The following is a 13912-nucleotide window of genomic DNA, read 5'->3' as shown; positions in this document are numbered from 1 at the left end:
TCGTGCCCGGGGAAGTCGTCCCGTGCCCGGGCGGTCGTCCCCGTGCCCCGAGGCGGTGTGGTCCCAGCGCCCCCGGTGCGATCGTCCCCGCGCCCCGCAGCGCCCCCGGTGGGGGCGCAGGTGGTCGGGGCGTCGCCGTCAGGGCGGGAACCAGTGCGCCGGGCGGCGGGATGGGTACGACTACTGGCCCCGGCGGCGCGACCGGAGGGCGGGCGCGACGGAGCCTGGGACGACACCACCAGCCCGTCCCCGGACGGGCACCCACCGCCATCCGCCGCTGCGCACAGGCAAGGACCGTCCCATGAACGGCACGCCCCGCTCCTCACGCTCCCACCGCTCCCGGCACGCGATCGCGCTCGCGGTCGCCGCCGGGCTCGTCCTGCCCGCCGCGCTCGTCGCCGCGGATCCCGCGTCCGCCGCGACCGGCCAGGACCTCGTCGCCGGCGCCGCCGTCCACTCGGACGCTTTCACCCGCAGCGCGACCGGCGGCTGGGGGACGGCCCCCGGATCCGCGGCGTACGCCTACGACGTGCCCGCGGCCTTCCGCGTCAACGGCACGCAGGGCGTCGTCGACCTGCCGAAGGCGGGGACGTCGCTCACCGCGACGCTGCCGGGCACCGTCCCCGCCGACGCCGAGGCCACGATGCGCGTGATGCTGCCGCGGATCCCGGCCGTGGGCAGCGGCGTCTACGCGGGCCTCCAGCAGCGGGCGGCGGGCTCGTCGTACTACCAGACGAGCGTGCGCGTCGACCCGGCGGGGGACGCGCGGCTGTCGGTCGTGCGGGTGAACGGATCCACGGCCGCGCAGACCACGCTCGCCGCGGAGGTCGTGGTGGCGCGCGGACTCGTGCCGGGGCAGGTGCTGAGCGTGCAGTCGCGCGTCTCGGGATCCTCGCCGGTGGCCGTCGACGCGCGCGCCTGGCGGGTGGGCACGGCCGTCCCCGCGTGGCAGGCCGCCGCAACGGACGCGAGCGCCGCGCGGCTGACCGCCGGATCCGCGACCCGCGTCTGGTCGTACCTCTCCTCGTCGTCCCGCCCGCAGGCGCTCGCGTTCGACGACCTGGCGGTGCGGCCGCTGACGCGGGCGGGGTCGACGCCCGCGCCGACGCCGACCGCGACGCCGACCGCGACTCCCACGCCGACCGCGATCCCTACGCCGACCGCGACCCCGACCCCCACCCCGACCCCCACCGCCCCCGCGCCGACCCCGTCGGATCCGGAGCAGACCGTGCCCCGCGGCGACGCGCGGCCCGGCACGGGATCGGGCGCCGCCGCCGTGGGCACCACGACCTACCCGGCACCCGCCGACGGCGTGTACGTGTCGCCGACCGGATCCGACACCGGCGCCGGCACGAAGGCGTCCCCGTACGCGAGCATCCGCCGGGCCGTCGAGGCGGCCCCGTCCGGCCGCACGATCGTCGTCCGCGCCGGCACGTACCGCGAGACCGTGGTGATGCCCGCCGGCAAGGCGCTCACGCTGCAGTCGTACCCGGGCGAGGCGGTGTGGCTCGACGGGAGCCGCGCGCTGACCTCGTGGACCGCGTCCGGATCCACCCGCTACGCCTCCGGCTGGGACGTGACCTTCGACGCGAGCCCCACCTACACGCGCGGCGCGCCGGACGGCACGAAGGAGGGCTGGGCGTTCGTCGACCCGGCGCGTCCGTTGGCCGCGCACCCCGACCAGGTCTGGATCGGCCAGGCGGCGCAGCGCCAGGTCGCGTCGCTCGGGCAGGTGGTCCCCGGCACGTTCTTCGTCGACACCGCCGCCGACCGCCTGTACATCGGGTCGGATCCGTCGGGCCAGACCGTGCGCGCCAGCGACCGCGTCAGCGCCCTGGCCGTCCGCGGCGACGGCAGCACCGTGCGCGGCATCGGCATCCGCCGGTACGCGCCGTCCGTCCCCGACATGGGCGCGCTCGTCGTCAGCGGCCGGGACGTCACCATCGCGGACGTCGCGATCACCGACAACGCCACCACGGGCCTCTCCATCCAGGCGACCGACGTGACCCTGCGGGCGGTGACCTCGGCGCGCAACGGCATGCTCGGGATCCACGCCAACTACGCCGACCGGCTCCGCGCCTCCCAGCTCCTGGTCGCGGACGACAACACCGAGGGCTTCAATCGGGCCCCCGTGTCGGGCGGGGTCAAGATCACCCGCAGCCGCGACGTGGACGTGGTCGACAGCGCGTTCCTCCGCAGCGCCGGCAACGGCCTCTGGTTCGACGAGTCGGTGTTCGACGCGACGGTCGCGGGGAACGACGTGCTGGCGAACACGGGCAACGGCATCGTGTTCGAGCTCTCCGCGCAGCTCTCGTTCGTCGACAACGTCGCGGCGGGCAACGGCGCCGCGGGCCTCTGGATCGACGACTCCGGCCACGCGCAGGTCTGGGCGAACACCTTCTCCGCGAACAGGCGGGACGTGGACATCGCGCAGGGCACCCGGCGCGCGGCGAACCTGGGGGAGGCGGGCCACGACCCGCGGCAGCCGCTGCCGGACCCCACGGTCACGTGGATCGTCACCGACATCCAGGTCGCCGACAACGTGATGCAGGGCAGCACCGGCAACGCCCTGCTCGCCGTGGAGGACCACTCGCACGAGCGTTCCGCCACGCAGATGGGGATCACGACCGCGGGCAACGCGTACCAGCGCGACATCGCCTCGAGCCCGAGGTGGGCGATCGTGTGGGCCCGCGGCCCCGGCGACCCGGCCGTCCACGACACGGTCGCGGCGTTCGCGCAGGCGACGGGCAACGACCGGACGAGCCTCGACGTCGTGGGCCGGAAGGTGCTCGGATCCGGCTGGCGGCTCACCGCCGAGGTCGCAGCCCAGCAGGCCACGGTCGCCGTCGCCGTGCCCGCGGACGTCGCGGCGCTGCGCGGAGTGGCGACGGGCGCCCGCGTCATCGGGGCATCGGCCGGCTGAGCGCGTCCGGGCGGAGATCGGGGGACACCGTCCCCCGAAGGGGGAGGGGCGACGGGGCTCGGGGTGCGTTTAGCATTGCCACCGTCACCACCCGCCGTTCACCCGTCGTACCCGCGATGGACGCTCTCGGACGAGGCCCACCCAGCCCGTCCATCCCCGAGCTGTGGACCTGACGGGGTCTTCCCGGACCGCGTCGCACCCCGCATCACCCACCTGTAACCCGAAACGCAGGCACACACCCGATGAACCCGTCATCGGCGCAGGACCGTACCCGCCGTCCGCGCCCGAACGCGCCCACCCGCCCCTCCGACACCCCGCGACCGCTCGACGCGCTGCCCGGCACGCGATGAGCACCACGAGGAACCGTCCCGCGACCCGGGGCGAGCGCACCCGCCTGCGCACCGAGCGCCGCTCGGCGCACCGCCCGATCATCGGATCCGGCGTCGCGCCCGTCGCGCCCGTCGCCCCCGCCGTCCCCTCGGGCCGCCGCTGGGCCCGCGACTACCGCACCCGCCTCATGGCGAGCGACTGGGCGATCATCGTCGCCACCGTCCTCGTCGCCCAGCTCACGCGCTTCGGCACGGGCGACGCGGCCGTCGAGGCCGGCTCGATGCAGCTCGACTACGGGGTCGTCTCCGTCGTCGTCGTGGCCGCGTGGATCGCCGTGCTCGGCGCGTTCCGCACCCGCGACGCCCGCATCGTGGGCGTCGGCGTCTCCGAGTACAAGCGGGTCGTCAACGCGTCCGCGATCACGTTCGGCGCGCTCGCGATCGGCTTCCTGCTGCTCAAGGTCGACATCGCCCGCGGCTACGTCGTGCTCGCGTTCCCGCTCGGCGTCGTCGCGCTCCTCGTGAGCCGGTGGACCTGGCGCCAGTGGCTGATCCGCCGCCGCCTCCAGGGCGCGCACCTGTCGCGGGTCGTGGTCGTGGGATCCCGGGCCGACGTCGAGGACGTGGCCGCGCAGATCCTGCTCCGCCCCGCATCGGGCTACGCGGTCGTGGGCGTCGCGATCGACGACCACATCGCCGGCCTCGAGGTCGCCGGGCGCACGATCCCCGTCGTCTCCGACCTCGGCTCCGTCGCCGCGGCCGCCGCCCGCACCGCCGCCGACGCCGTCATCGTCGCCAGCCAGCCGCGGGCCGGCAGCAACGCCGTCCGCACGCTCGGCTGGGAGCTCGAGGGCTCGTCGATCGAGCTGGTGCTCGCGTCGCGCCTCACCGACGTCGCCGGCCCGCGGATCCACTTCCGCCCGGTCGAGGGCCTGCCCCTCATCCACGTGGAGATCCCGCAGTTCGAGGGCGGGAAGCACGTGATGAAGCGCGCCCTCGACATCGCCGTGGCCGGCCTCGCCCTCGTCGTGCTCTCGCCCGTGATGCTCGTCATCGCGTGCGTCGTCCGCATCGACAGCCCCGGCGGCGCCATCTTCCGCCAGGAGCGCGTCGGCAAGAGCGGCCAGGAGTTCCACATGCTCAAGTTCCGGTCGATGCGGGTCACCGCCGAGGCCGAGCTCGAGGCGCTGGCGGAGGCGAACGAGGGATCCGGCCCGCTGTTCAAGATGCGGAGCGACCCGCGCGTGACCCGCGTGGGCACCGTGCTCCGCCGCTACTCGCTCGACGAGCTGCCGCAGCTGTGGAACATCCTCGTCGGCGACATGAGCCTGGTGGGCCCGCGCCCGCCGCTGCGCCGCGAGGTGCAGGGCTACGAGAGCCACGTGCACCGCCGTCTGTTCATCAAGCCCGGCCTCACGGGCATGTGGCAGGTGAACGGCCGGAGCGACCTGAGCTGGGACGAGAGCGTCCGGCTCGACCTGTACTACGTCGAGAACTGGTCCCTGACCGGCGACGTGATGATCATGTGGCGCACCTTCCGTGTGCTCACCCGACCCGTAGGGGCTTACTGATGTCTGCAATCGAACCGCGTCGACTCCGCATCGCCATGGTCGGGACCCGGGGGGTCCCCGCCGCGTACGGCGGATTCGAGACCGCCATCGAGGAGATCGGGCAGCGCCTCGCCGCCCGCGGCCACGACGTGACCGTCTACTGCCGTTCAGCTGGCCGTTCCACGAACCGCGCGCGCCCGCGCACCCACCTCGGCATGACGCTCGTGCACCTGCCCGCGCTCAAGACCAAGTCGATCGAGACGCTCAGCCACACCGCGCTGTCCGCGATCCACCTGGCCCTCGGCAAGCGCCAGGACGCGGCCTTCGTGTTCAACGCCGCCAACGCGCCGTTCGTCCCCCTCATCCGCTCCCGCGGCACGGCCACGGCCGTGCACGTGGACGGGCTCGAGTGGAAGCGGGGCAAGTGGGGCCGCATGGGCAAGAAGTACTACCGCATCGCCGAGCAGATGGCCGTGAAGGACGCCGACGCGCTCATCTCGGACGCGCAGGGCATCGCCGACTACTACGACCACGAGTTCGGGATCCCAACGGAGCTGCTCACCTACGGCGCCGACATCCTCCGCGACCCCGCCAGCGACCGCCTCGCCGAGCTCGGCCTCGAGCCCGGCCAGTACCACCTCGTCGTCGCGCGCTTCGAGCCGGAGAACCATGTCGACGTCATCGTCGACGGGTACACCGCGTCGGATGCGACCCTGCCGCTCGTCGTCGTCGGATCCGCGCCGTACTCCGCCGCGTACACCGACCGCATCGAGCGGGTCGCCACCGCCGACCCGCGCATCCAGCGCCTCGGCGGGGTGTGGGACCAGGAGCAGCTCGACCAGCTCTACGCCCACGCGCTCACCTACATCCACGGCCACTCGGTTGGCGGCACCAACCCGTCGCTGCTGCGCGCCATGGGCGCCGCGACCGCGACGCTCGCCAACGACAACGTCTTCAACCGCGACGTGCTCGGCGAGGACGGCCGCTTCTGGTCGGACGCCGCCGGCGTCGCCGCGCTCGTCGAGGGCGCGGAGGCCGCGGCCGACGAGGCCGTCGCGATCGGCCGCCGCCTGCAGGAGCGCGCCGAGGAGACCTACGACTGGGACGCGATCGCCGACGGCTACGAGGAGCTCGCGGCCCGCATGACGCGCGGCTACTCGACGCACGGGATGAGCCGCGGCGTCCGCTCGGCCACCCGCTGGGAGCCGGAGCTGCGCGCGAGCGACGCCAGCCGCACGTCCTTCCTCCTCGAGGAGAGCCGATGACCGCCGCCGCAGATCCGCGCGCCGAGTCGTATCTCGACGTCGTCCGCCGCCTCGCGTCCGCGCAGAAGAAGGCGGCCCGCGGCGCGCCCGCGTACTCGATCCGCGTCAACCGGCCCGCCGGTCGGCTGCTCGCCGCGTGGGCCTTCCGCGCGGGGCTCACCCCGAACCAGGTGACCGCGATCAGCGCCGCCTTCACGTTCACCGGGATCGCCCTGATCGCGCTCGTGCAGCCCGCCGCCTGGCTCGGCATCGCCGTCTGGCTGCTGCTCGCCGTCGGCTACGCGTTCGACTCGGCCGACGGCCAGGTCGCGCGCCTCCGCGGCGGCGGCTCGCTCTCGGGGGAGTGGCTCGACCACGTCGTCGACTGCATCAAGATCTCGTCGCTGCACCTCGCCGTGCTCGTGTCGATGTACCGCTGGCCCGCCACGGACTCCGATGCGTGGCTCCTCGTGCCGATCGCCTACGCGATCGTGGCCGCCGCGAGCTTCTTCGCGATGATCCTCAACGACCAGCTCAAGCGCGTGCACGCCGTCACGGGCGCCACCGCGCCCGAGGCCGGCCGCTCGACCCTCCTGCGCTCGCTGCTCGTGATCCCCACCGACTACGGCTTCCTCTGCATCGTGTTCGTGCTGCTCGGTGCGCCGGTGGTGTTCCTCGCGGTCTACGCGCTGATGATGGTCGCCAACGCCGGGCATCTCGCCCTCGCGTCGGTGAAGTGGTTCCGCGACATGGGCGCGCTCGACGCGCGCCGCGCCGAGGCCGCGACGTCGTCCGCCTCCGCCGCCGGATCCGCTCGGGTGCCCGCGTGACCGCGTTCGCCGGCGTCGAGCATGCGCTCGCGCGGGCCGACGCCGACGGCGCCGACCTCCGCGGACGCACGATCCTCGTCGCGCACCCGAGCGCCGAGCTGTACGGATCCGACCGCGTGCTGCTCGAGAGCGTCGCCGGCCTCGTCGCCGCGGGCGCCCGCACCGTCGTGACCCTGCCGTCCGGCGGCCCGCTCGTCGACGCCCTCACCGGTGTCGGCGCGGTCGTGCACCACGCGCCCACGCCCGTCCTCCGCAAGTCGATGCTGCGCCCGCGCGGCTTCGCGGCCCTCGTCGGCCAGTCCGTCCGCGGCCTGTCGGCGGGCCTCGGCCTCGTGCGCCGCACGCGCCCGGACGCCGTGTACGTCAACACCGTCACCATCCCGCTGTGGATCCTCATCGGCCGCCTCGCCGGCCGCCCGGTGCTCGCCCACGTGCACGAGGCGGAGGGATCCGCGTCGCGCGCCGTCGGCACCGCGCTCGCCCTGCCGCTCGCGCTCGCCACGAGCGTCGTCGCGAACAGCCGCTACAGCGTCGACGTGCTCGGCCGCGCACTTCCGCGGGTCGCGCGCCGCGCCGAGGTCGTCTACAACGGCGTGCCCGGCCCGGCCGGGGTCCAGCCGGCGCGCGAGGCGCTCGACGGGGGCCTCCGGGTCCTCTACGTCGGCCGGCTCTCCGACCGCAAGGGCGTGGACGTCGCCGTCGACGCGATCGTCGAGCTCCGGGACCGCGGCGTCCCCGCCACCCTCGACATCGTGGGCGCCGTCTTCCCCGGGTACGAGGCGTACGAGGAGCAGCTGCGCACGACGATCCGCGTCCTCGACCTCGAGGACCGGGTCACGCTGCACGGCTTCCACGCCGACGTCACGCCGTTCGTGGCCGCCGCCGACGCGTGCGTCGTGCCCTCCCGCGTGGACGAGCCGTTCGGCAACACCGCCGTCGAGGCGCTGCTGGCCGCCCGGCCCGTGGTGGTCAGCGACACCTCCGGCCTCCGCGAGGCCGCGGGCGGATACGAGTCGGCGCAGCTGGTGCCGCCCTCGGACCCGGCCGCGCTCGCGGATGCCCTCCAGTCCATTGCGGCGGACTGGGACGCATACCGCGCCCGGGCCGCCCGGGACCGCTTCCGCGCCGAGCACCGGCACGGACCCGAGCTCTACCGGCAGCGCATCGCGCGGTCGGTGGGCACGATGCTCACGCTCACGAAGCGCGTCGGCAGCCCCCGACCGGCCAGCGACCGCTGACCCCCGGCACCCTCCCTCACCCGCACCACCCACCCCAAGCAAGGACGAAATGAGCATCCTCTCCTCCGCGGGACGTCGCCTGGCCGCCATGACCGCGGCCGCCGCGGTCATCCTGTCCGCGGTCGTGATCGCGCAGCCCGCGATGGCGGACTCCGCGCCGGTCGACCCGACCGACCCGAAGACGCCCGTCACGGTCACCGCCGACCCGCTGCCCACGACCCAGATCGACGGCGTCGCCTGGTCGCAGGTCGTCGTCGGCAACACGGTCTACGTGGCCGGCAAGTTCCAGAACGCGCGCCCCGCGGGCGCCGCCGCCGGGACGAACCTCACGCCGCGCAGCAACCTCCTCGCGTACGACATCCGCACGGGCGCGCTCATCACGTCCTTCGCGCCGAAGCTCAACGCGCAGGCGCTCCAGGTCACCGCGTCGCCCGACGGATCCCGGATCTACGTGGTCGGCGACTTCACCGACATCGACGGCCAGGGCTACTACCGCGCCGCGGCCTTCAGCACCGCGACCGGCAAGATCATCCCGACCTTCCGCCCGATCATGGGCAGCCAGACCCGCACGGTGAGCGCCTCGAACGACACCGTGTACCTCGGCGGCACCTTCCAGAGCGTCAACGGCGCCGCTCGGAAGTACCTCGCCGCGGTGTCCGCGGCGAACGGCCAGAACGCGGCCTTCGTCGCGGATGCGGACACCGTCGTGGACGCGCTCACCCTCACGAAGGACGCGTCCAAGCTCATCGGCGGCGGCCGCTTCACGCAGCTCAGCGGCACCCCGACCTACGGGCTCGGCGCGGTGGATCCCGCCTCGGGCGCCTCGCTCCCGTGGGCCGCGAACCAGCAGGTCAAGAACGCCGGCGCCGAGTCGTCGATCACGAGCCTGTACGCGTCCGACGACCGGGTCTACGGCTCCGGCTACACGTTCGGCGCCGGCGGCAACCTCGAGGGTGCCTTCTCGGCCGACCCGAACACGGGCGTCGTGAACTGGGTCGAAGACTGCCACGGCGACACCTACTCGGTCTTCGCCACCAGCAAGGTCGCGTACGTCGCGGGCCACCCGCACTACTGCGGCAACATCGGCGGCTTCCCGCAGACGGATCCGTGGACCTTCCAGCACAGCCTCGCGTTCTCGAAGACCGCGACCGGCACCGCCACGGCCGACCCGTACGGCTACGCGAACTGGGCCGGCACGCCGTCCCCATCGCTCCTCAACTGGTTCCCGAAGTACGTCACGGGATCCTTCACGGGCCAGGGCCAGGCGGCGTGGAGCGTCAACGGCAACGAGGACTACATCGTCGTCGGCGGCGAGTTCCCGTTCGTGAACACCACCGCGCAGCAGGGCCTCGTCCGCTACGCCATGGCCAATGACGCCCCGAACAAGGTCGGCCCGAACGGCAACGACCAGCTCGTCCCGAAGTCGATCTCGTACACGAAGGGCGAGGCCCGCGTCTCCTGGCAGGCCACCTTCGACCGCGACAACACGCGCCTCACCTACAAGGTGATCCGCGACGGCAAGACCGCGACGCCCGTCTACCAGGTCACGCAGGACTCGACCTTCTGGAACCGGCCGTCGATGGGCTTCATCGACACGGGCCTCGCGCCCGGCAGCTCGCACACCTACAAGGTCGTCGTCACCGACTCGGCCGGGAACTCCACCGACCGCAACGGCGCATCGCCCGTCACCATCACCGACCAGTCCGGCAGCGACGCGTACGCCACGAGCGTGAAGGACGACGGCGCGACCGCGTACTACCCGCTCGACGAGAAGGACGGCACCGCCGGCCTCGACCACGTCGCGTTCGAGGACCTCCGGGTCGACGCCGCCACGCGCGGCGCCGCGGGCCCGATCGACGGATCCACCGCCACCACCTTCTCCGGCCAGGACGGGTCCTTCGCGGTCACGCCCCAGCCGGTGCAGGCTCCGAACACCTTCAGCGTGGAGTCGTGGGTCAAGACCACCTCGACCTCGGGCGGCAAGGTCGTCGGCTTCGGCGGCAGCAACACGGGTACTTCCGGCAACTACGACCGCATGGTGTACCTCGACGACGACGGCCGGATCGTCTTCGGCGTCTACACGGGGGCGACCCAGACGCTCAGCTCGGTGCCCGGGTACAACGACGGGAAGTGGCACCAGATCGTCGCCACCATGAGCGGCGACGGCATGAAGCTGTTCGTCGACGGCAAGCTCGCCGGGCAGCGCGCGGACACGACGCAGGGCCAGGACTACACGGGCTACTGGCGCGTCGGCGGCGACAACCTCGGCGGCTGGCCCAACCAGCCCCGGAGCTACTACCTCGCCGGCGACATCGCCCAGGTGTCCATCTACCCGACCGCCCTCACGCGCGCCGACGTCGTCGACCACCTGGTCGCGTCCGGCCGCACCTCGCCCATCCCGCCCGCGCCCTCGGACGCGTACGGCAAGGCCGTGTACGCGGCCGACCCGTCCTCCTACTGGCGCCTCGACGACGCCGACGGCTCGACGACGCTCAAGGACGCCGGGCAGAACGAGGTCGGCGCGAACGTCGGACGCAACGTGCGCTTCGGCCAGGCGGGCGCCCTCTCGGGCCCGGTCGGCCAGGCGGCGGCGTTCTCCGACAGCATCGCGGTGAGCCAGCAGCGGATCTCCAACCCGACCACGTACTCGCTCGAGATGTGATTCCAGACGACCACCACGCGCGGCGGCAAGCTGATCGGCTTCGGCGACAACGCCGATCCGTTCGCCTTCTCCGGCAGCTACGACCGCCACGTCTACATGCAGGACGACGGACGCCTGCAGTTCGGCACGTGGACCGGCCAGACCAACCTGGCGGGATCCGAGCGCGCCTACAACGACGGCCAGTGGCACCACGTGGTGGCGTCGCAGGGATCCGACGGGCTGAAGCTCTACGTGGACGGCGACCTCGTCGGCCAGAACGGCCAGACGCAGGCGCAGGGCTACGACGGCTACTGGCGCATCGGCGGCGACAACACGTGGGGCTCCTCCAGCGGCACCTTCGAGGGCCGGATGGACGAGGTCGCGGTGTACCCGACCGTGCTCACGCCCACCGCCGTGGAGACGCACTTCTCCCTCGGGACCAGCGGCCGCGTGCCGAACCAGGCCCCGAAGGCCGCGTTCACGCCGACCGCCGACTTCCTGACGGTCGCGTTCGACGGCAGCGGATCCACCGACGCCGACGGCACGATCACGGGCTACGCCTGGGACTTCGGCGACGGCGTCCAGGCGTCCGGCGCGCAGCAGTCGCACACGTACGCCGCGGCCGGCACCTACCCGGTGACGCTCACGGTGACGGACGACCGCGGCGCGACGAACCGCACGCAGCAGGACGTCACGGTTAAGGCGGCTCCCGTCAACATCGCGCCGACGGCCGTGGTCACCGCGACCGCGACCGACCTCACCGCGAAGCTCGACGGATCCGCCTCCACGGACGCCGACGGCCAGGTCGCCTCCTACGCGTGGGACTTCGGCGACGGCAGCACGGGCACCGGCCCGACGCCGACGCACGCCTACGCCGCGGGCGGCACCTACACGGAGGCGCTGACGGTCACGGACGACAAGGGCCTCACGGGCACCGCGTCCACGCAGGTGACGGTGGTGGCGCCCCCGGTCAACCGGGAGCCCACGGCGGTCATCGCGTCGACCACGACCGACCTGGTCGCGAACCTCGACGGCCGCGCATCCAGCGACCCGGACGGCACCGTCGCGTCCTACGCGTGGGAGTTCGGCGACGGGACGACCGGCACCGGCCCGTCCATCGCCCACCCCTACGCGAAGGCCGGCACGTACCAGGTCGCGCTCACGGTGACGGACGACAAGGGCGCGACCGGTCGCACGACCGCGAGCGTCACGGTCACCGCACCGCCCGTGAACCAGGCGCCCGTCGCCCGGTTCACGAGCACCGCGGCGAACCTCGTCGCCTCGCTCGACGCCTCCGCGTCGACCGACCCCGACGGCACCGTGGCGTCCTGGTCCTGGGCCTTCGGCGACGGGACCACGGGCAAGGGCCGCACCACGACCCACGCCTACCAGGCTGCCGGCACCTTCGCGGTGTCCCTCACGGTCACGGACGACAAGGGGCTCGCCACGACGACCACCTCGCCGGTGACCGTCCAGGCGCCCGCGTCGAACGTGCTCGCGCAGGACGCGTTCGGCCGCACGGTCGCCACGGGCTGGGGCACGGCCGAGCTCGGCGGCGCCTGGCGCGTCACCGGCGGCACGGCCATCGTCAAGGTGCAGGACGGCACGGGCCAGGTCGTCTCGCCGAAGGGCGAGACCCGCACGATGACCCTCGACGCGGTGTCCACCACGTCGTCGGACGTCAGCGCGACCTTCTCGCTCGACTCCGTCCCCACAGGCGGCGGCTCCTACACCCGGGTCAACTCCCGGCAGGTGGGGTCGGCCTTCTACCAGACGCAGGTCTGGATCAAGGCGACCGGGCAGATCCAGCTGGTGCAGTCGGAGGGGGCGACGACCATCGGGTCGTACATCCTCCCCGGCACGACCTACCAGGCCGGCCAGCAGCTCCGCGTCCGCGTCCTGACGACCGGCACGTCGCCGACCACCGTCAAGGCGAAGGTGTGGGTCGCCGGCCAGGCCGAGCCCGCCGCATGGCAGACGAGCGTCACCAGCTCGACCGCCGCGCTGCAGGCCGCGGGCTCCGTCGGGATCCAGACCTACCTCTCGGGGTCGGCGACGGCTCCCGTGACGACGCGGATCGACGACCTGGTCGTCAGCCGCGACGGCCAGGCGCCCGCGCCCGCACCGGCACCGGGCAACCAGGCTCCGGCTGCGGCGTTCACGTCGACCGCGAAGGACCTGACGGCCTCGTTCGACGGATCCACCTCGACGGACGCCGACGGCACGGTGGCCTCGTACGCCTGGGCGTTCGGGGACGGCACGACGGGCACGGGCAAGACCGTGGATCACGCCTACGCCAAGGCCGGCACCTACACGGTGTCGCTGACGGTGACGGACGACAATGGCCTCGCCTCGGCGAGGAAGGACGGCACGGTCACGGTGACCGCGCCGGTCGTCGCTCCGCCCGCCGCCGGGATCCTCGCGCAGGACACCTTCACCCGCACCGCCGCGAACGGCTGGGGCACGGCGGAGACCGGGGGCGCCTGGCGCATCACCGGCAACGCGTCGATCCTCAAGGTGCAGGACGGGAGGGCGCAGGTCGCCAGTCCCGCCGGCGAGACCCGCACCGCGAGCCTCGACGCCGTGAGCACCACCGCATCCGACGCCCAGGTCAGCTTCGCGCTCGACAGGGTGCCCACGGGCGGCGGCGCGTACGTGCGGATCAACTCGCGCCAGGTCGGCACCGCGACCTACCAGACGCAGGTCTGGGTGCGGTCGACCGGCCAGGTGATGATCGTGCAGTCCGAGAACGGCGCCAACCTGAAGTCGGTCGTCGTCCCGAACCTCACGTACACGGCCGGGCAGCAGCTGCGGGTGCGCGTGCAGGTCACGGGCACGTCGCCCACCACGATGAACGCGAAGGTCTGGCCCGTCAGCCAGGCCGAGCCGACCGCGTGGCAGTCGACGACGACCGGGACCCTGGCCGCCCTGCAGACCGCGGGCACGTTCGGGATCCAGACGTACCTGTCGAGCTCGGCCGCCGGACCCGTCGCGTTCACGCTCGACGACCTGCTGGTGACGGACGGCACCGCCCGGTGAGCTAGGTGTACTCGGCCATGACGTTGGTGACACTTCGGGGCGTGTGAAGAGGCCTCCTGGCTTGATGGAGCTGTTCAGTTCAACCATCGCCAGGAGGCCTCGATGTCCCACGGTAATG

At 73.3% G+C, this 13912-nt stretch carries 7 protein-coding genes; all 7 read left to right on the top strand.

Translation table 11 applies throughout. The annotated features are described in order from the left end of the window. Nucleotides 1–301 precede the first annotated feature (301 nt). The 7 genes from HDR73_RS14780 to HDR73_RS14750 all read left to right on the top strand — a co-directional run bounded on the left by HDR73_RS14780 (nucleotide 302) and on the right by HDR73_RS14750 (nucleotide 13794). A complete protein-coding gene (locus HDR73_RS14780; protein WP_012297566.1) occupies nucleotides 302–2923 on the top strand; it encodes a right-handed parallel beta-helix repeat-containing protein in 2622 nt (873 codons plus the stop codon). Between the two features lie 346 nt (nucleotides 2924–3269). Continuing rightward, nucleotides 3270–4823 (top strand): sugar transferase, encoded by a 1554-nt coding sequence (locus HDR73_RS14775; RefSeq protein WP_012297567.1) that lies wholly within the window; start codon nucleotides 3270–3272, stop codon nucleotides 4821–4823. Next, entirely contained in the window at nucleotides 4823–6067 is a 1245-nt protein-coding gene (locus HDR73_RS14770; protein ID WP_012297568.1) for a DUF1972 domain-containing protein, read from the top strand. The genes HDR73_RS14775 and HDR73_RS14770 overlap by 1 nt, the downstream gene beginning before the upstream one ends. Continuing rightward, nucleotides 6064–6876: a CDP-alcohol phosphatidyltransferase family protein gene (locus HDR73_RS14765; RefSeq protein ID WP_012297569.1), complete on the top strand. Its 813-nt coding sequence runs from the start codon at nucleotides 6064–6066 to the stop codon at nucleotides 6874–6876. The genes HDR73_RS14770 and HDR73_RS14765 overlap by 4 nt, the downstream gene beginning before the upstream one ends. Beyond that, the gene (locus HDR73_RS14760; protein ID WP_012297570.1) at nucleotides 6873–8114 is read left to right on the top strand and encodes a glycosyltransferase; all 1242 of its coding nucleotides are present in this window, start codon (nucleotides 6873–6875) and stop codon (nucleotides 8112–8114) included. Before HDR73_RS14765 ends, HDR73_RS14760 begins: the two co-directional genes overlap by 4 nt. Nucleotides 8115–8163: 49 nt before the next feature. Continuing rightward, nucleotides 8164–10776, top strand: a complete 2613-nt coding sequence (locus HDR73_RS14755) for a LamG domain-containing protein (protein WP_223842679.1) — start codon at nucleotides 8164–8166, stop codon at nucleotides 10774–10776. Between the two features lie 96 nt (nucleotides 10777–10872). Next, nucleotides 10873–13794, top strand: a complete 2922-nt coding sequence (locus HDR73_RS14750) for a PKD domain-containing protein (protein WP_231692850.1) — start codon at nucleotides 10873–10875, stop codon at nucleotides 13792–13794. Nucleotides 13795–13912: the final 118 nt, after the last annotated feature.

Origin of the sequence: Clavibacter sp., assembly GCF_014802555.1 — a bacterium.
Lineage (GTDB): Bacteria > Actinomycetota > Actinomycetes > Actinomycetales > Microbacteriaceae > Clavibacter > Clavibacter sepedonicus.
This window is presented reverse-complemented; position numbering and strand designations above follow the sequence as displayed.